This is a genomic window from Nocardia sp. SYP-A9097 (assembly GCF_009649815.1).
GTDB lineage: Bacteria > Actinomycetota > Actinomycetes > Mycobacteriales > Mycobacteriaceae > Nocardia.
The window spans coordinates 202,087-219,671 of the sequence record NZ_WJIC01000010.1; the positions used below are offsets into that span (position 1 = coordinate 202,087).

Below are 17,585 nucleotides of genomic sequence, written 5' to 3' on the forward strand. Positions count from 1 at the left end.
TTTTCCGCGCACGATCAGGGCGAGACCGAGCCCCAATCCGCGAAACCGGTGGGGTCGTGGCGGCCGAGGCTGGCGTGTTCGAACAGGCCCCAGCCCTCGGCGTCTCCACAACGAGCCTTGCCTACGTGATCGATAACTCCGAAGGCGACCCGGGCAGCGATGGCGGGATCGGTGAGGTCGTAGCAACTGCTTTCGGACCAGTTGCGGCCCTTCCATTGGCCGTGCAACCACTCCGGGTCTCCGCCGTAGCCACAGCCGACATTGAGGGCGACGAAGGCGCCGGCTTCGGCCTCGAGTTCGAGGGGTTTGCCGTCCGGAGTGGTGAGTTCCAAGCGCACGGTGGTCGGGATGCGGGTGCCGGGCTGGTAGGTCAGGTGCACGCGCGGCCAGCCGAGCTGTTCGACGCGGCCGTCCTTCCAGGTGCGGGTGGCGTCATTGATGGTGCGAAAACCGTTGGGCTCCTCCTGGATTACCACGAGGACGGAGAATTCGTCGAAGCCCAGCGGCAGGTACAGCCACCAAAAGCCTTCGGACGGTTCATCTGCACCGCGGCCCACCGGATCGGGGTCGCCGACCGGGCGGATGCCCCAGGAGCGGTCGCGGGTGCCGGTCCACACCGCCGGATCCACGGCGTAATCGGTGCCGTCCACGGCGAGCGTGCCCGACCAGGTGCCGACCTGTGTGAAGCGCTGCGCGTCCATCATGGTTTTGTTCAGACCGGTCAGGATGGTGTGCGGCTGTTCCTGCGCGATCGGGAAAGTGCTCTCCCACATGAGGTCGAAGGACAGGTCGTCGTGCTCGCAGACCACGCGAATCTTGTGCAGCGGCTCCACCACCTCGAGGCGAAACCCGCCGACTCGGGTATCGAGGCTGCGCTGGGCGAGCGCGTCGGAGAAGCGCACCGCGCGTTGCTGGTCACCGCGGCGCACGGTCGCGAAGGCGTCCGTCACGCCGAGGTTCGGGTACACGCCGAGCCCGGCGACCAGGAAAGTGCCGCCGTCGCGGTCGCAGGCGTTGAAGTAGCTGCGGTCATAGAAGTTTCGATCACTGGTGCCGACGCGAGCCATCGGCTGCGGGGTCTGGTGAATGGGGTACTCGTCCAAGGGGCCGATCATCATGGCGGTTCTCATTCCCAGTCGTAGGCGTCGTCGAGCAGGGCTTCCAACATGGGCCGGTGCAGGACATAGTCGTCGGGGTCGGTGGGTCGGATGTCCTCACCGAAGTGGATGGCGCGCCGTTTGATTCGGGCCATGACAATCCCATTGCGCAGGGCCGCGTAGGTCAGGTGCCAGTCCATCTGCTGAGGTGTGTACCCACTGAATTCTTCGTACAGCCGTTCCACATCGCCGCGCCGCAGGTAGTCGGGCAGGCCGGGCTGGTCGAAGCGGACCGCGATGTCCTGGAAGAATCGGTGGAAGTGGATGAGCCAGGCGATATCGAGTTCACGCGGGCCGATCGCGGCCATCTCCCAATCGAGCACGGCGACCGGGTCGAAGCCGTCGAAAATAATATTGCCGGGGCGGGCGTCACCCCAGGTGAGCACATCCGGCCCGGTCTCGGTCGGCCAGTTCGCCTCGAGATGGTCGAAGGTGCGCTCCAGCAGCGGGATTCGAATGCCATCCCCCGCCAGTGCCCATTCGTACCATGCCTTCTGCGCCTCGAAATGCCGACGCAGCGCCGAGCCTTCACCGGCGAGCATCGGGAACTTCTCGTCCGGATTCTCGATGGCGTGGACCGCGCTGATGACATCGACGATATTGCGGGTCATCGCGGCCCGCTCCGCGAGCGTCGCATCGAAGATCCAGCCGAGGAACACGTACGGCGGATTATCCTCGGGCACTCGCCCATTTGCCCGGCGCATGACGAAGAACGGTGAGCCGAGCACCGTTTCGTCGTTCTCCAGCCAGCACAGCTGTGGCAGCGGCACCTCGGTGGCCGCGGCGACACCGGCGATCACCGCGTATTGCGTGGCGAGATCGTACTTCTCGAAGACCGGGAAGGAGCTGTCCTCCGGGGCGATTCGTGCCACGAACGAATCGCTCATGGGCTCGCCGCTCACGGTCCATTCGGCATCGAACAGCAGCGTGGTGCTGGACATGCCGCCCGCGGGCCGGGTCAGCGAAACGATATCGGGTGGCGTGTCAGCGTCCACTTTCGAGGCCAGCCATCGGGTGAGATCGGCGGTGAGGGCATCGAGGTCACGCTCACTGGTGGTCATTTCCCACCGCTGATTGGGGTCGGCCGACGTCATCGGGCCTCCTGGTGCTGCGTAAAGAGTTGCATGGCAACGGATTACAGCCCTGGCACGCTGTCGATCCCGTCCCGCGGCGGACGCCACGGTGCGAGCAATCTAACGCGTTCCCATTTGTCAGGGGACGGGATTCAGCACCTGATTTCACCTGTACCGCTCAGTGGGATCCCCCATTGGCGAAACACCCTCGGAGCTTTGGTGGCACCGGATTGCCAGCAGATCACCACGATCAGGATGCGGAGTTGGAGCGGTTGCTCAATGCGGGGGCGCGGCAGGTTGATGTCGGGCAGACCGGGGCCGAGTCGTGGCATGTGCTGGCCGATCCGGAGGGGACTGAGTTCTGCCTGCTGCGCCGTCGGGTCGAGGCGGCGCAGAGCTGACGCCGCTCACCGGTCCGGTAGGTGGATCGAGGAGAGTTTGGCCGGGTCGACCACTATGTGGATCGCGGTGATTCGATCATCGGTGACCGCGAAAGCGATAACGGACAGAGGCGTTCCATCCGACCGCCAGGACATATGACCGGGCAAGCCGTTCAGGAGCACGGGACGGTGGCGGGCGACCTCGCCGGAGAACATGCGGGCACCGCGCGCGACCTCGGTGGCGCCGAGGGTGACGACGACGCCGTTGGGGGTGTCGACGGTCAGCTTCACGTTCAGATCCAGCACCCGGAGCAGCGCTTCGAAATCACCACCGAGGGCGGCGGCGCGGAAGGCTCGGACGACCTCGCGATGCTCCCGGCCGGGCCTCGCCGACCGGTCCGTGGATTGCACCTTGCGGCGAGCGCGGCTGGCGATCATCTTGCTCGCATCGGCGGATTTGCCGAGGATATGGCCGATTTCGTGGAACGGGACCGCGAACATATCGTGCAGGACGAAGGCCAGACGTTCACTCGGGGACAGCGAATCAAGCACGACCAGCAGGGCGAATCCGACCGAATCAGCCAGCGCCACCTGCTCATCCGGCGTCGGATCATCGTCGGGCGTCACCACGAAATCCGAAAACTGCTCCCCATAGGAGATTTCGGGGCGGGCTTGCCGAGAACGCAAGACGTCCAGACTGATTCGACCGACCACCGTGGTCAACCAGCCCGCCAGATTGCCGATGGTCGCGGCATCCTGCCGGACCAGGCGCATCCACGCTTCCTGCACCACATCCTCGGCATCGGCGTGCGAGCCCAGCACGCGGTACGCGACGCTACGCAACCGGTCGCGCTGGGCTTCGAACGCCTCGGTGACGAGGCCGGACGGGTGGTCGGTCACGGCTTCCGCTGCTGCCGGAGCGAGATCCGGTTACCGTCCGGATCCACCGCCTCGATCCGCATACCGAACGGGTACTCCTCGGGCTCGGACTGCTCGAAGGTGACGCCACGATCGCGAAGGATCTCGAAATCCTTTCGCAGATCATCGGATTCGAGGATCAGCGGCCCGGGCGCGGCCTGCTCACCCGCGTCGGCGGGCTGCCCCGCGGACGCCGCATGCGGCCACAGAATGATCTCCACCGGACTGTCGGGAACCCCGACCGTGAGGAACCGCCCGTCCGGCCCGGTGACATCGATCCGGGTCTGCAGGCCCAGCCTCTCGGTATAGAACGCCAATGCCCGGTCCTGATCGGTGACATAGATCGTCGCGTACATGATCTTGCTCAGCATGTTCTTCTCCACTGTTCGTCGATGCGACGACCATTCACATTCGGTCGTCACACCTATGACGAATGCTGTGGGAAGAAGGTAACAACCGCGCTCGGACGAGCCGATTCACCAGTCGCGATTGCGATGCTTGGTGGCGCGCTTGTAGGTGCGAGCACTCGGGATGGGCTGCGCGGCATTGGATTGCCGAATGGCATGGCGTTGCCGCCATGCGATGAGATCCGGTCGTTCCGCGGGGGCTTGCGTAGCCGCCGGGGCACGATCGGCGTGTGGTGCGGCTTTCATGGCCGATCCCCCTGCGGTGTCGTGAGTTCCACTCCACGGTAGGGGGATTCGGGCGGGGGTTCCAGCGAATTTCAGCGGGTGGTTTCGGAGCCGGGTGCTTCGAAGGGGACGACCGGGTCGCGTGGACCGTAGTTCGCGCCGGCATTTCCGGCGGGCCCGCCGTACGGTCCGTAGCTGATGGCGGACCCGTACTGGCCGGGGGCGAGGGCAACCGGCTCCTTCGGACGCCCGCCGAAGGGCAGGAATTGCCCGCTGTCGAGGTCGTCGGAGGTGCTCACGGCCGCCATGATCAGCACGACCAGAACCGCGACCAACGGCTGCACTAGCAGCGCCGGCCAGCCTTCGACCGTCGGCGCGAATTCGATAATCGCATGCACAGCAGGATGGGCGGGACGCGAATGTCGTTGCTCGGCAATGGCTTCACCGACCCAGCGCATCACGGACGAACCGAGCGCCGATCCGGCCAGCAGGCCCAGCAGCAGTACCGGGCCGCGCACACTGCGCCAACGCCAGGCCGCGACGGTACTCAGCACCGCGACCACCAGGCCGATGAGTACGAAGATGGCGACCGCGTCGAAGCGGTGCGTGCTCTCCCCCGTCAGCGCCGCGCCCCGGTCGGCGTCGACCACCAGCAACCGTTCGGCGGGTGCGAGAAAAGCCCAGAGCACGCCGCCGAGCGCGCTCACCGCGGCGATCGCGGCGAACACCACCGCTGCCGCGCGCGCCTCGCGCATCACACCGTCGATACGCATGGCGGGCTGCTCGGCAGCGGTGAATGTGGTTGCCACTAGCGGCGTTCCAGCTGATGTGACTCGAGCACACCGTGCCGGGAGCATTTGGCCCACCAGCCGTCGGGGCTCACCTGCACGATCATGCGGCGGCCGCAGTGTTCACAGAACCGCGGCGGCTCCAACCCCATGGCGGCGGCGGGCGGGACCGGATCGTCGAGACCCGGCACCACTCGCTTGCCCGTGAAGGGGTTGTAGCGCTCCTCTATATCCACGTCCACGCCCACCTGTATGTCGAGATCCTCGATGCCTCAGCGCAGGGCACCGCAAACCGAGCCATTTGTACGGTACCGGTTTTCGATAACCCGCCGATCTCAGAGGGTTTCGTTGAGCGCCTTGATCGGCATCTTGAGCTCGCCGAGCAGATCGATATCGGCTTCGGCGGGTCGGCCCAGGGTGGTGAGGTAATTGCCGACGATGACGGCATTGATGCCACCGAGGATGCCCTGCTTGGCACCGAGGTCGCCGAGGGTGATCTCGCGACCGCCCGCGAAGCGCAGGATGGTGCGCGGCAGCGCCAGACGGAAGGCGGCGACGGCGCGCAGCGCGTCTGCCGCGGGCAGAACTTCCAGGTCACCGAAGGGCGTGCCGGGGCGCGGGTTGAGGAAGTTCAACGGCACCTCGTCCGGCTCCAATTCGGCCAGCTGCGCGGCGAATTCGGCACGCTGCTCGATGGATTCGCCCATACCGAGGATGCCGCCGGAGCACACCTCCATACCGGCCTCGCGCACCATGCGCAGGGTGTCCCAGCGCTCTTCGTAGGAGTGCGTGGTGACCACATTCGGGAAGTGCGACTTGGCGGTCTCGAGATTGTGGTTGTAGCGGTGTACGCCCATGGCGGCGAGCTGATCGACCTGCTCCTGGTTGAGCATGCCCAGCGAGCAGGCGACCTGGATGTCGACCTCATTGCGAATGGCCTCGACGCCCGCGGCGACCTGCGCCATGAGCCGCTCGTCCGGTCCGCGCACGGCGGCGACGATGCAGAATTCGGTCGCGCCGGTCTTGGCGGTCTGCTTGGCGGCCTCGACCAGGCTCGGGATATCGAGCCAGGCGGCGCGCACCGGCGACTGGAAAAGGCCGGACTGCGAGCAGAAGTGGCAATCCTCGGGGCAGCCGCCGGTCTTGAGCGAGATGATGCCCTCGACCTCGACTTCGGGACCGCACCACTTCATGCGCACGTCATGGGCGAGCGCGAGCAGTTCCTCGAGCCGGTCGTCGCCGAGGCGCAGCACCTCGACGGTCTGCTCCTGGGTGAGGCCGACGCCGCGCTCGAGCACCTGCTCGCGGGCGATCGTCAGAATGTCTTCGCCTGCCGCGCTGTCGGCTTCGGTCCTGACGGCTGCCTGGGTCATTGACTCGAATCCCTTCGTCCGGCCGGTGTGGCCGAGCAACTTGAACGGTGTTCAGGGTAGGCTAGCAGTCCGGAGAGTGAGCCGAAACACGAAGGGGTCGGATTCTCAGTGCAACTGCACCGCACGGACGTGGTCGACGGGGCCATCGCCATTCTCGACCAGTACGGACTCGCCGATCTGACCATGCGGCGGCTCGCGGGATCACTGCATGTGCAGCCCGGTGCGCTGTACTGGCACTTCCCCAACAAGCAGGCCCTGCTCGGCGCGGTCGCGGACCGCATTCTCGCGCCCATGGACGAACCGGTCGAGACCACCGAATGGTCCGGTCAGATCACCGACTTGGCGCACCGCTTGCGCTCCTGCCTGCTCGCCTACCGTGACGGCGCCGAATTGGTCTCCGCCACATACGCTTCCAGACTCACCACCAGCAAGGGCCGGGAACGCTTGGCCGGGGCGGCGATTCGCGCGGGCATGACCCGCGAGGAAGCCGACCTCGCCGCCTACACCCTGCTCTACTACGTGCTCGGTCAAACGGTCGACGAGCAGTCCCGCATCCAAATGGACTCCGTCGGAGCGCTTTCCGAGGAGAGCTCACCCCTGTACGACAGCCCGGACGCGACCTCCCGCTTCGACTTCGGCCTGCAGTTGTTCATCTCCGGAGTCCGCCACCTGCTGGGCACCCGCGTCCGCTGAGCTGCGGTGTCAGCTACACCGTCCGGGTAGGTCGCGAGGCCGGGGTGCAGAAAACTACAGGGCAGCTCGGGAGTCAGCCGCAATGGCAAAGGGCGCGCGGTTCGAGAAGCTCTGAGCTATGGCATATCTGGCGTGCGCCACCGGTTGGCGAAAATACCTTTGGCTGGCGGCCGGAATCGGGACCGGGTTGGTCGCCGCGAACGGCGAGTGGTCGATCCCGATTGCCGGTTGGCTGTTCTCGATCGGCTTGATGCGGTTCACCCGCGGTACCGGTGCGCTCACCGGATTCGCCTGCGTCGCTTCGGCTTCGACCGCGACATCGGTGATTCTGGTCGCCGCCGCGGGACAACTCACGGTCCTGCCGATGGTGCTCGGGTGCGCAATACTGAGCGTGCTGCTGAGCCTTCCGCTACTGATCGACCGGCTGCTTTTCCAGCGATTGAATCCATTCACCGCCACCCTGGTCTTCCCGGCAGCCCGCGTGGCAGTCGAATTCCTGATCGCGGTGATCAGTCCATTCGGCACGGTCTTCGGTCCCCTGGCCGACACCCAGTCGACGAATCTTCCTCTACTGCAATTGGTGTCGGTCACCGGCATCTACGGCATCAGCTTCTTGATGGCCTGGGTCGCGCCGATCGTCAACTGCGCGTTGGAGTATCGCTGGAGCCGGCCGACCCGCGCCGCGACATCGGCCTTCGCCGTGGTGGCCGTACTGGTCTTCGCCGGTGGCGGCTTGCGACTGGCTCTCGCGCCCACGGCACCGAATCTGGTGCGTATCGCCGGAATCAGTGTCTCGCTCGCGGCCGAGGATCGAATGCGCGAGATCGACAACTTCCACACGCCGCGGCTCCTGCCCGAGCAGAAACCGGTGCTGCGCCGAGCGTTCGCAGTACTCGACGATGATCTGTTCGCGCACAGTCGAATCGAGGCCGACGCCGGAGCCGAGATCGTGGCCTGGTCCGAGACCGCCGCGGTCGTACTCGACGAGGATTACCCCGAATTCCTGCGGCAGGCGCGAGATCTGGCCGTAGACAAGCGGATCTATCTCGATATGGGGATCGCGGTGATCCTGGACGGTCAACCGCGCTCACGCGATATCGCGGTGCTCATAGCACCCGACGGTCAGGTGCTCTCGACCTACGACAAGGCGCATCCGGTGCCGGGTATGGAGAGTCTGCGCCCGGGTGACGGCATCGTCCCGGTATCGCACACGCCGTACGGCAGGCTGGCGAATGTCATCTGTTTCGATGCCGATTTCCCCGGCACCCTGCGCACCCGCGCCGACATCATGCTCGTGCCCGCCAACGACTGGAAGGGCATCGCGCGCACGCATTCGGCGAATGCGGTGTTCCGGGCCGTGGAGAACGGATACAGCCTGGTCCGGCAGACCAGCAATGGCATCGCGATCACCGTCGACGCCTATGGCGTGCCGCTGGCCAGGACGAACTACTTCGGCACCGCACAGCAGAGCATGGTCGTATCGGTTCCGACACGCGGCACCTGGACGATCTACGGCGTGGTCGGTGACCTGTTCGCGTGGCTCTGCGGCGCGGGCGTCACCGGCGTGGCGGCACTGGCCGCTGTCCGGGGAATCGGACGGCGGGGTTGATCATGGACAAGCACGCAATGCTCAGGCGAGGACCGAAAGGCAGGACATCGATGAGAGCATGGCTCGCGACACCGCTGCTGGCACTGGCCATGCTCGCGCTCTCCGTCGCCGGTATCGGTGCGGCGATGCTGGTCCTCGTCGCCGCGGCACTGATGGCGGTCGGTGTCGGCAAGCATGTTCTCCCGCAGGCGGTTTCGCTGCTCCGCACGGTCGCGGACACGGCTCGCCGGATCGCGGGCCGGCTCGGCGTGGACATCGAGCGGCCCTACGGCACCGAGACCGGAGCGGTCGAGTTACTGTGGGCGCGCACCACCTGGAGAGATGTGGCCTGGGCGATCCTGGACCCCGTCATCGGCACCTGGGCATCCGCGCTCGCGCTGGGCATGCCGCTGTACGGCCTGTACGGCGTCGCGGTGCAGCCCTGGGTGTGGCGGGCCAATGCGCGGGCGGGCGGGACCAATTCCTATGGCGTCCTGCACGTGAACTCGACATCGACTGCGCTGGCGGCGATCCCGGTCGGCCTCTCCTTGATCGCGCTCGGCCTGTATATCGGGCCGAAGGTGCTGCGCGTGCGCGCACGCTGGGCCCGCGAACTGCTCGGACCCTCGCGGACAACACAATTGGAGCACCGCGTCGAGACGCTCGCGGAGACCCGCGCGGACAGTGTGGACGCGCAAGCCACCGAACTGCGCCGCATCGAACGCGATCTGCACGACGGTGCGCAGGCGCGACTGGTCGCACTGGGTATGGGACTCGGTAACGCCGAGCGGTTGTTCGATCGGGATCCGGAGGCGGCCCGCCAGCTGGTGGCCGCCGCCCGGGAGGCGTCCTCCAAGGCCCTCGACGAGCTGCGCCACCTGGTGCGCGGTGTGCATCCGCCGGTTCTGGCCGACCGAGGTCTCACCGATGCGATCCGCGCGCTGGCGCTGGATTCCCTGCTCGATGCCGAAGTGTCGTCCGAGCTGACCGGACGGCTCGCACCGCCGGTGGAGTCCGCCGTCTACTTCGCGGTCGCCGAACTGCTGGCCAATATCGGCAAGCACGCCAACGCGGCAACGGTCCATATCGCCCTGCACCACCGCGCCGGTGTGCTGAGCTGCGAGGTCACCGATGACGGCGACGGCGGCGCCGATCCCGCCGAAGGCACCGGGCTGCAAGGGATTCGAAGCCGACTGGCAGCCCTCGACGGAACGATCACCATCGACAGCCCGATCGGCGGCCCGACCCGTATCCACCTGGAGGTGCCGTGCGCGACGAAATCCGCGTAGTCCTCGCGGAAGACCTGTTCCTGCTCCGAGATGCGCTGGTGCGCATGCTCACCGAGCACGGCTTCGCCGTCGTGGCCGCCGTCGACAACGGCCCATCGCTGCGTAAGGCGCTGGCCGAGGAACAACCCGATGTGGCGGTCGTCGATGTGCGACTACCGCCGTCGTTCACCGATGAGGGGCTGCAGGCCGCGATCGAAGCGCGACGGCAGCGGCCGGGTTTCCCGGTGCTGGTGCTGTCGCAATATGTCGAACAGCTTTATGCCCGTGAACTTCTCGCCGACGGCATCGGTGCGGTCGGCTACCTGCTCAAGGATCGGGTCTCCAATACCGAGCAGTTCATCGACGCGGTCCGATCGGTGGCCCGCGGCGGCACCGCGATGGATCCCGAAGTCGTCGCCAAACTGCTGAGCCGAGGCGATGCGCGGGGCCGCACAACGGAATTGAGCCCGCGCGAACGTGAGGTACTGAGCCTGATCGCCGCGGGCCGCTCCAACGCCGCCATAGCCCGCCAACTCACCGTGTCCGCCAGCGCCGTCAACAAACACATCGCGAGCATCTTCGGCAAACTCCACCTCCCGGAGTCCGACGACGACAACCGCCGAGTCCTGGCGGTACTCGCCTATCTCGAGTCGCTCTGACCACAGGTCGTGGATTCCCCGAGGTTCGAGGCGCGGTCACCGCGTTCGGCATGAACCCAGGTCCGTCCACCACCGCATCGAACAGCGCGGCTCGCTATCGGACAGCCCGCCCCAGGGCTCTTCCATAACTACATGGGTAGTTCCGCCCGGCGCAGGCGGTGGTGGGCGGAGAGTTGGACAGACTGGGCGGTAGAGTTTTGCGCTGTCATCGTTGGTGGGTGCGGGAATCCGGTGGGAATCCGGGACGGTCGCGCCACTGTGAGTGCTCGGTCTCGGCCGGGTGCGAGTCAGACCTCCTCCACCGCGTAGAACTCTGGAGAGGCCGCGAATTGCCTGTGGAGCTTTGTCGATGAGCCGTGCTCGGACATCGGTCGTATTGCCCGTGCTCGGGGGGCTGCTGGTTATTGCCATGGTGGTGGCTACCGGATTCGGGGCGGAGATCGTGCCGGTGCCGGCGGTGATCGAGGTATTGCACCGGCGGATAGTCGGACTCGCGCCCAACGATCTCGGACCGGACACCATTGTGTGGCAGTTGCGGGTGCCTCGGACCGTGCTGGCGGCGATTGTCGGAGCGGGGCTGGCCGTGGCCGGGGCCGCCATGCAGACGCTGGTACGGAATCCGCTTGCCGACCCCTATCTGCTCGGAGTTTCGTCGGGAGCTGGAGTGGGGGCGGCGGCCGTCATCACCTCCGGGCTCTTCGCGGGAGCGGGATTGTGGGCGCTGTCCGCCGGAGCGCTCGCGGGCGCGCTGACCGCCGCTGCCGCGGTATTTCTGATCGCCATTGCCCAAGGTGGGCTCACCCCTTTGCGTTTGGTGCTCACGGGCACCGTGCTCGGGTCGGCGTTCGCTGCCCTGAGCAGCTATATGATCTTCCGCAGCAGCGATCCGGCGGCGGCGCAGTCGGTGCTGTTCTGGCTGCTCGGCAGTCTCTCCGGGGCGGATTGGACGCGAATTCCGTTGCCCGCCTGCGTAGTCGGGGCGAGCCTGTTGGCGCTGCTGATCGCCGCCAATTGGCTCGATGCGCTCAATCTCGGCGCGGATGCCGCCGCGTCGGTTGGAGTTCCGGTGCGGGAGCTGCGAATCGCGCTCTTCGTGCTGTTGGCGGTGCTGGTCGGCGTGCTGGTCGCGGTGTCGGGCGGGATCGGGTTCGTCGGCCTGGTGGTGCCACACGCGGCACGGCTGCTCGTCGGGCCTCGTCATCGCGCACTGCTGCCGGCGAGTGCGCTGTGCGGAGCGGTCTTCCTGGTTATCGCCGATGCCGCGACCCGAGTCCTGGTGCGGCCCACCGAAATCCCGGTCGGGGTGCTTACCGGGCTGATCGGCGCACCGGCCTTCCTGATCCTGATGGGCCGCCGCCGCTACCGGTTCGGTGCGGCATGACCGCCCTGGAAGCGATCGGTCTGGCTTGCGCCGCGGGACGCCGAACCGTGGTCGCGGGTGTGGATTTCGCTATCCGGTCCGGTGAGACGGTGGGGATTGTCGGTCCGAATGGGAGCGGGAAGACGACGCTGTTGCGGACGCTTGCCGGGCTGGCGCGGCCGGTGCGGGGGCAGGTTCTGGTCGATGGGGTTGAGTTGCACGGGGTTTCCGGGCGGGGCCGGGCTCGGCGGGTGGCGTTCGTGGCGCAGGATCAGGGTGCGCCGGAGGATCTTCTCGTCGGCGAGTTGGTGGCGTTGGGCCGGACGCCGTTTCTGCCGCCCTGGGGTGGCGGTTCGGCCGATGAGCGCGAGATTATCGAAAACGCGCTGCGCAGTGTGGATTTGGCGGGATACGGCGGGCGGTTGGTGAGCCGGCTGTCCGGTGGGGAGCGACAGCGGGTGTTGCTGGCGCGGGCGCTGGTGCAGGAGACGCCGTTACTACTGCTGGATGAGCCGACCAATCATCTCGATGTCACGCATCAATTGGAGTTGCTGGAGCTGGCTCGGACGCTGGATCGGACCGTGGTGACCAGCCTGCACGAGCTGGCGCTGGCCGATCGGTATTGCGATCGGGTGCTGGTACTGCACGACGGGGCGGCGTTACCGCTCGAAACTCCGGAAATCGCTTTGGATTCCGAGATTCTCGACCGGGTGTTCGGGGTGCACGCGCTGCGTGTGGCGCATCCGGATACCGGGGATTCGCATTTGCTGATCACCGCGCGAAAGGCACAGTCTTGAGACACCTCACCCGGATCTTCGCGGCCACGGCACTGGTGGGTGCGCTGGCGGCCTGCAGCTCACCGCAGGCTGCCACCGGCAATCTGAGCATTCGCAATTGCGGTGTGAGCGCGCGGTTTCCGGCGCCCGCGCAGCGGATGTTCGTCAATGACGGGAACCTGATCTCCATGGTGCTCGCGCTGGGTGCGCAGCAGCAGGTGGTGGCGGTATCCAGCCTGAAGCGCGACGCCGAGACGCTGCGCAAGCATTACGGGGATGCGGTGGATGGGTTGAATTCCGTTGCGCCGGACTATCCCTCACGGGAGACCGTGCTGGCGCAGCGGCCCGATGTGATGGTGGCGGGCTGGAATTACGGGTACTCCGAGGCCACGAATCTGACACCGGATTCGCTAAGAGCCGCCGGTGTCGCACCGTACGTGCTGACCGAGAGCTGCCGCCGGCCCGATGGGGAGCGCGGTATCACCGATGCGTGGACGGCGCTGCGCACCGATCTCACCGATCTGGGCGCGATTACGGGTAGGACCGAGAAGGCCACCGAGCTCAATGCCGATATCGATCGACGGGTGAACGCGCTGCGCGCCGCACCGCAGCCGGAGCGCAAACCCATCCTCTTCCTGTTCGACAGCGCCTCGGACACCATCTTCTCCAGCGGCAAATACGGTGCGCCGCAGGCGATTCTGGAGACGGCGGGCGCGCGCAATGCCATCGAGGATGTGGCCGACACCTGGACCGCCGTCTCCTGGGAGCGGCTCGCCGCCGCCGACCCGGAGGCGATCGTCTTCGTCGATTACCCGCCGCAATCCTTCCAGCAGAAGGTGGAGCTGCTGCGCTCCAAGCCGGGTATCCAGAATCTGCGGGCGGTACGCGAATCGCGGTTCCTGAACCTGCCGTATGCGCTGTGGACCAGCGGGCCGTTGAATATCGATGCCGCGGAACAGGTTCGGGCGCAACTGGAGAGGTGGGGTCTGGTGCCCGCCTCCGGGATTCGGCCGGGCTCGGATGATTCGGTGCGGTAGCCGAAATGGGTGGATCCCGGCCAAAAGCATGCCGGGATGACGGGGTGGGGTCAGCGACCGGGGGATGCGGCTGCGATGGGGGAATCTCGCTGGGACAGGCGGATGAACGGGACTATCTGCTGTTCGATGACCGTGTTGTACTCCTCCGGGCGCTGAATCGGGTTGGCGTGGGCAGTGGTTCGGGTGGTGACGACCAGGAGATTGCCGTTGAGGCCGCCGGATTGTTCGACAAGTACCCGGTGCGAGTAGTCGACGTCGACGATCGGGTCCCGGTAAGCGTCGTGCGGGCGGATGAAGACAATCGCGGGGCGGGGTTTGCCGTTCACGGGTTTTGCCAGGGCTTGGAGGTCGTCGATCGCGCCGCCGGCGACTATCGCCTTGAATTGGGCTTCGATGAGACCGTTGCTGGCGGTGTCGGTGCTCAGGATCTTGTCGTGCCATACGTTGTTCGCGGCCTCGCGCAGGCGGTCGGCGCGGAACCCGTAGCGGCCGCCGCCCATGAAACTCTCATGGCGCGCGTACATTTCGACGGTGAAGCGCAGCAGGCGGCTTTCGCGCGCACCGGGAATCCAACCGGTCCAGCGCATCATCTCCTCGCCTTGGTCGCGGGCTTCGCGGCGGACGGCATGCAGGTCCACCGGCGTGCAATCCAGAATGACGGCCAGGACGCGGCGATCACTGCCGGTGTGCAGGTGTTTGGCGATCTCGAGGGCGATGACCCCGCCCATACTGTGCCCGGTGAGGATCACATTCGGCGCCTTGGCCGCCTCGGTGACTTTCACGATGAGGTCCGCGATGACCTTGGTGTCGATACCGGCATTGTCGTAGCGCACCGCCCACACCGAACCGAGGCGGCTCAGCGCGGGCAGGGCGCGCGCGGTATCACCGGCATCGAGGACGCCCAGTCCGACCAGATCGAAGACGGCGGTATCGGCGGCCTGCGGGCCGGCTGGTCCGGCGATCGAGGTGACCGCCGGTTCGGTGCGCGCCAGCCGGGTGCGCTCCGGCATGACATCCCACGCCAGGTATTGCGCGAAGACACCGATCAGAAGCAGCGGAATCAGGCTGCCGCGCAACAGGATCAGCCGGGTACGCCGCCAATCGGCCCGGTCGTGGCCGAGGCGGGTTTCGCGCAGGCGGGACTCCCGCCGCCGATCGTCGTATTCGGTGGCAGTGGACGGACGTGGATAGCCCGGCAGCGCCATACCAATCCACCATAGGCACCGACCCGGCAATCTCGCATCCGCGCAGTACTTCCTTCCGCCGATCAGCCGGGCGGGGCAGCGGATTCGGCCTTTTCGGCCAGATCGGCGAGCCTGGCGAGGGACATGCGGAAGCCGAGTTCATTGTCTTCCGGGGACAGCCCGGGCGGCAGATTGTCGTGCTGGGCGATCACGCGAGTACCGCCGTGCTCGCTGCTCAGCGAATACGTAATGGTCATTTCGCCACGTAGCTCCGGGTTCTCGGTCTCGAATTCGACGCTCTGCACCACCTCCGTATCCGGGACGATGCGCACGAAATGGCCGTGGAAGGTGTCGGTGTGCGCGGAGGTCTTGCCCGCCGCGGTGGGAATGTCATAGCTGAGGGAGATTCGGAAGCGTCCCCCGATGCGCGGGTCGAATTCGTGGATACGGCTGGTCATCCCGTCGGGGACCATCCACGTTCGGACCGACCGCGCATCGAGGAGTGCCCGGAAGACATTCGGGCGGGGAGCACTCACGAACCACTCGACGCGGGTGGAGTTCATGGCCGCGACCATACGCCTGCCGGGTGACACCGCGCGGCCGGTTCGAGTGGACAGCGCGCAGGTCAGAGCGGCGGCGGGGCGGGCAGGGTGAACAGCTCCGGATCCGCCCGCAGCACAGTCGGTTCGGCCCGTGCAAGGCCGGATCCCGTGCGGCAGTGGTTGTTTCCGGTGTCATGAACCGACACTCGCAGGGGAAGCGTCAGGAAATCGTGAGCTTCGCTCTGTGTGGATCCCGGCGGAAAGCATGCCGGGATGACGGGGGCCTAGTGGGCGGGGTGGAGGTGGTGGGTGGTCCAGGTGGGGTCGAACCAGGTGGGGGCGGTGGCGGTGAAGCGAGCGGGATCCCAGGACCCCGCGCCTGCGGGGAGGGCGCCGATGAGGTCTACGCCGGTTACGGCGGGGAGGTCGGTGCGGTTGCATTCGGCGGCCAGGTCGGGAGATTCCGGCCAGGAGCCGATTACCAGGCCGGCGCAGTGAATGCCGGCGGATTGCAGTGCGCGCGTTGTCAGTTCGCTGTGATTGAGGGTGCCCAAGCCCGCGGCGGCCACCAGCAGGACCGGGGCGTCGAGTTTTTGGGCCAGGTCCAGCAGGGTGAATTCGCCCATGCGGACCAGGAGGCCGCCTGCGCCCTCCACCAGGGTGAGGTCGGCGTCGGCGCAGGATTCTATGCCCGCCACGGTTTCGGCGAGGGTGAGCAGGGGCCGGCCGCAGCGGCGGGCGGCCGTGTCCGGGGCGAGGGGCTCCGGGTAGCGGGCCAGCTCCACCGTGCGGGTGACGCCGGACAGGCGGGTGATCTCGGCGAGGTCGCCGGGTTCGCCTGGGGCTACACCTGTTTGGGCCGGTTTACAGACCGCGACGGTGGCACCCGCCGCGCGGGCGGTGGCGGCGAGCGCCGCGGTGACGATCGTTTTGCCGACATCGGTGGAGGTGCCGGTGATGAAAAGCAGGCTCATGACACCACCGCCGCGCGGTGACGGCCCCCTGCCGTTCCCGTGCGGGCCTCGGCCAGCACTTCGGCGAGAATCGTTGCGATGGTGGCGATGTCGTGCTCGGTGAGGTTGGCGCGGGCGGTCAGGCGCAGGCGGGAGGTGCCTTCTGGCACCGAGGGTGGGCGGAAGCAGCCGACACTGAGGCCGCGGGCCAGACAGGCTTGGGCGGCGTCGTAGGCGACTTGGGCCTCGCCGAGGACGACGGAGACGACGGCCGAATCCGGTTCGGGGACACCGGCAATGCGTGCCAGGTCGGCTGCTCGAGCCAGCACACGGGCGGCCATGCCGGTATCGCGGCGCAGGACGCGCAGGGCCGCGCGGGCCGCCCCGACGGCCGCGGGGGCCAGGCCGGTATCGAAGATGAAGGTGCGGGCGGAGTCGATGAGGTGGGCGCGCACGCGGGCGCCGGCCAGCACCACACCGCCCTGTGCCGCAAGGGCTTTGGAGAGCGTCGCGGTGATCACCAGATCGGGTTCACCGGCGAGGCCGACCTCGTGGACCAGACCGCGGCCGCCTGCGCCGCGCACGCCCAGGCCGTGTGCCTCGTCGACGATCAGTACCGCGCCATTGGCCCGAGTCACCCGGTGCAGTTCGGCCAGGGGTGCGAGGTCACCGTCGGCGCTGAAGACCGAGTCGGTGAGCACCAGCGCCCGTTCCTCGGTGCGTTCAGCCAGCAATCGGTCCACCGCGGCCGGATCCCGGTGTGCGGCAACCTCTACGCGAGCCCGCGACAACCGGCAGGCATCCACCAGGGAGGCGTGTGAACCCGCGTCCGAGACCACCAGCGTCCCGCGCGCGGCCAGTGCGGTGACCACACCGAGGTTTGCCGCATAGCCGGAGGCGAAGACCAAACCGGCCTCCGCGCCGACGAATTCGGCGAGTTCGGCCTCGAGCATCTCGTGTTCGGCGGTGGTGCCGGTGACCAGGCGCGACCCGGTGGAGCCCGCGCCCCACTTGCACACCGAGTCGACCGCGCCGTCGATCACCTCCGGATGCCGGACCAGCCCGAGGTAGTCATTGGAGGCCAGATCGATGGTCCCGCTCTCCGGCGCGCGGGGGCGCAGTTCTCGGCGCAGCCCGGCGTCCACGCGCTCGGCGGCGCGCTCGTCCAACCAACTCAGGGGATCGGCACTCACAGCTCCGCAGC

General features: G+C 67.1%; 19 protein-coding genes, 1 pseudogene and 1 riboswitch. Of the genes and pseudogenes, 8 read left to right on the forward strand and 12 right to left on the reverse strand.

Annotated elements, in window-relative coordinates; translation table 11 throughout:
* Positions 1–14: 14 nt before the first annotated feature.
* Together GFY24_RS21710 and GFY24_RS21715 are read right to left on the reverse strand one after the other, a co-directional pair.
* Positions 15–1,115, reverse strand: a complete 1,101-nt coding sequence (locus GFY24_RS21710; RefSeq protein WP_153806972.1) for a hypothetical protein — start codon at positions 1,113–1,115, stop codon at positions 15–17.
* 11 nt (positions 1,116–1,126) lie between these two features.
* The gene (locus tag GFY24_RS21715) at positions 1,127–2,251 is read right to left on the reverse strand and encodes a phosphotransferase family protein (RefSeq protein WP_153806885.1); all 1,125 of its coding nucleotides are present in this window, start codon (positions 2,249–2,251) and stop codon (positions 1,127–1,129) included.
* A gap of 212 nt (positions 2,252–2,463) precedes the next feature.
* On the opposite strand from GFY24_RS21715, the pseudogene GFY24_RS21720 reads away from it, so the two are divergent.
* Positions 2,464–2,631: pseudogene (locus tag GFY24_RS21720) on the forward strand (VOC family protein); the annotation flags it as partial.
* 6 nt (positions 2,632–2,637) lie between these two features.
* On the opposite strand, the gene GFY24_RS21725 reads toward GFY24_RS21720, so the two are convergent.
* The 6 genes from GFY24_RS21725 to bioB all read right to left on the reverse strand — a co-directional run bounded on the left by GFY24_RS21725 (position 2,638) and on the right by bioB (position 6,321).
* Complete coding sequence (locus GFY24_RS21725; protein ID WP_309231149.1) at positions 2,638–3,510, reverse strand: sigma-70 family RNA polymerase sigma factor; 873 nt, start codon at positions 3,508–3,510, stop codon at positions 2,638–2,640.
* Positions 3,507–3,899, reverse strand: coding sequence for a VOC family protein (locus GFY24_RS21730; RefSeq protein WP_153806886.1), 393 nt, complete (start codon positions 3,897–3,899; stop codon positions 3,507–3,509). Before GFY24_RS21730 ends, GFY24_RS21725 begins: the two co-directional genes overlap by 4 nt.
* Positions 3,900–4,004: 105 nt before the next feature.
* Positions 4,005–4,181, reverse strand: a complete 177-nt coding sequence (locus GFY24_RS41185; RefSeq protein WP_194852962.1) for a hypothetical protein — start codon at positions 4,179–4,181, stop codon at positions 4,005–4,007.
* A gap of 71 nt (positions 4,182–4,252) precedes the next feature.
* On the reverse strand, positions 4,253–4,969 hold the full coding sequence (locus tag GFY24_RS21735) for a DUF2567 domain-containing protein (protein WP_194852963.1): 717 nt from the start codon (positions 4,967–4,969) through the stop codon (positions 4,253–4,255).
* Positions 4,969–5,184 carry a hypothetical protein gene (locus GFY24_RS21740; protein WP_309231168.1) on the reverse strand — a complete coding sequence of 72 codons (216 nt, stop codon included), beginning with the start codon at positions 5,182–5,184 and terminating at the stop codon, positions 4,969–4,971. The genes GFY24_RS21735 and GFY24_RS21740 overlap by 1 nt, the downstream gene beginning before the upstream one ends.
* A 99-nt stretch (positions 5,185–5,283) precedes the next feature.
* Complete coding sequence (gene bioB, locus GFY24_RS21745) at positions 5,284–6,321, reverse strand: biotin synthase BioB (protein WP_067573390.1); 1,038 nt, start codon at positions 6,319–6,321, stop codon at positions 5,284–5,286.
* A gap of 108 nt (positions 6,322–6,429) precedes the next feature.
* On the opposite strand from bioB, the gene GFY24_RS21750 reads away from it, so the two are divergent.
* The 7 genes from GFY24_RS21750 to GFY24_RS21780 all read left to right on the forward strand — a co-directional run bounded on the left by GFY24_RS21750 (position 6,430) and on the right by GFY24_RS21780 (position 13,702).
* On the forward strand, positions 6,430–7,014 hold the full coding sequence (locus GFY24_RS21750; protein ID WP_309231150.1) for a TetR/AcrR family transcriptional regulator C-terminal domain-containing protein: 585 nt from the start codon (positions 6,430–6,432) through the stop codon (positions 7,012–7,014).
* Between the two features lie 118 nt (positions 7,015–7,132).
* On the forward strand, positions 7,133–8,623 hold the full coding sequence (locus GFY24_RS21755; RefSeq protein ID WP_153806888.1) for a nitrilase-related carbon-nitrogen hydrolase: 1,491 nt from the start codon (positions 7,133–7,135) through the stop codon (positions 8,621–8,623).
* Between the two features lie 50 nt (positions 8,624–8,673).
* Complete coding sequence (locus GFY24_RS21760; RefSeq protein ID WP_153806889.1) at positions 8,674–9,891, forward strand: sensor histidine kinase; 1,218 nt, start codon at positions 8,674–8,676, stop codon at positions 9,889–9,891.
* Positions 9,882–10,529 (forward strand): response regulator transcription factor, encoded by a 648-nt coding sequence (locus tag GFY24_RS21765; RefSeq protein WP_309231169.1) that lies wholly within the window; start codon positions 9,882–9,884, stop codon positions 10,527–10,529. Before GFY24_RS21760 ends, GFY24_RS21765 begins: the two co-directional genes overlap by 10 nt.
* Positions 10,530–10,751: 222 nt before the next feature.
* Positions 10,752–10,823, forward strand: a riboswitch (cobalamin riboswitch).
* 55 nt (positions 10,824–10,878) lie between these two features.
* A complete protein-coding gene (locus GFY24_RS21770; RefSeq protein WP_153806890.1) occupies positions 10,879–11,910 on the forward strand; it encodes an iron ABC transporter permease in 1,032 nt (343 codons plus the stop codon).
* Positions 11,907–12,686 (forward strand): ABC transporter ATP-binding protein, encoded by a 780-nt coding sequence (locus tag GFY24_RS21775; RefSeq protein ID WP_153806891.1) that lies wholly within the window; start codon positions 11,907–11,909, stop codon positions 12,684–12,686. Before GFY24_RS21770 ends, GFY24_RS21775 begins: the two co-directional genes overlap by 4 nt.
* Positions 12,683–13,702: an ABC transporter substrate-binding protein gene (locus GFY24_RS21780; RefSeq protein ID WP_153806892.1), complete on the forward strand. Its 1,020-nt coding sequence runs from the start codon at positions 12,683–12,685 to the stop codon at positions 13,700–13,702. Before GFY24_RS21775 ends, GFY24_RS21780 begins: the two co-directional genes overlap by 4 nt.
* Before the next feature lie 50 nt (positions 13,703–13,752).
* Here the strand turns inward: GFY24_RS21780 and GFY24_RS21785 are convergent, their stop codons facing one another.
* The 4 genes from GFY24_RS21785 to GFY24_RS21800 form a co-directional block, all read right to left on the reverse strand.
* Complete coding sequence (locus GFY24_RS21785; RefSeq protein WP_153806893.1) at positions 13,753–14,907, reverse strand: alpha/beta fold hydrolase; 1,155 nt, start codon at positions 14,905–14,907, stop codon at positions 13,753–13,755.
* Between the two features lie 62 nt (positions 14,908–14,969).
* Entirely contained in the window at positions 14,970–15,449 is a 480-nt protein-coding gene (locus GFY24_RS21790) for an SRPBCC domain-containing protein (RefSeq protein ID WP_153806894.1), read from the reverse strand.
* Positions 15,450–15,712: 263 nt separating this feature from the next.
* A complete protein-coding gene (gene bioD, locus GFY24_RS21795) occupies positions 15,713–16,402 on the reverse strand; it encodes a dethiobiotin synthase (RefSeq protein ID WP_153806895.1) in 690 nt (229 codons plus the stop codon).
* Positions 16,399–17,574 carry an 8-amino-7-oxononanoate synthase gene (locus tag GFY24_RS21800; RefSeq protein ID WP_309231151.1) on the reverse strand — a complete coding sequence of 392 codons (1,176 nt, stop codon included), beginning with the start codon at positions 17,572–17,574 and terminating at the stop codon, positions 16,399–16,401. The genes bioD and GFY24_RS21800 overlap by 4 nt, the downstream gene beginning before the upstream one ends.
* Positions 17,575–17,585 lie beyond the last annotated feature (11 nt).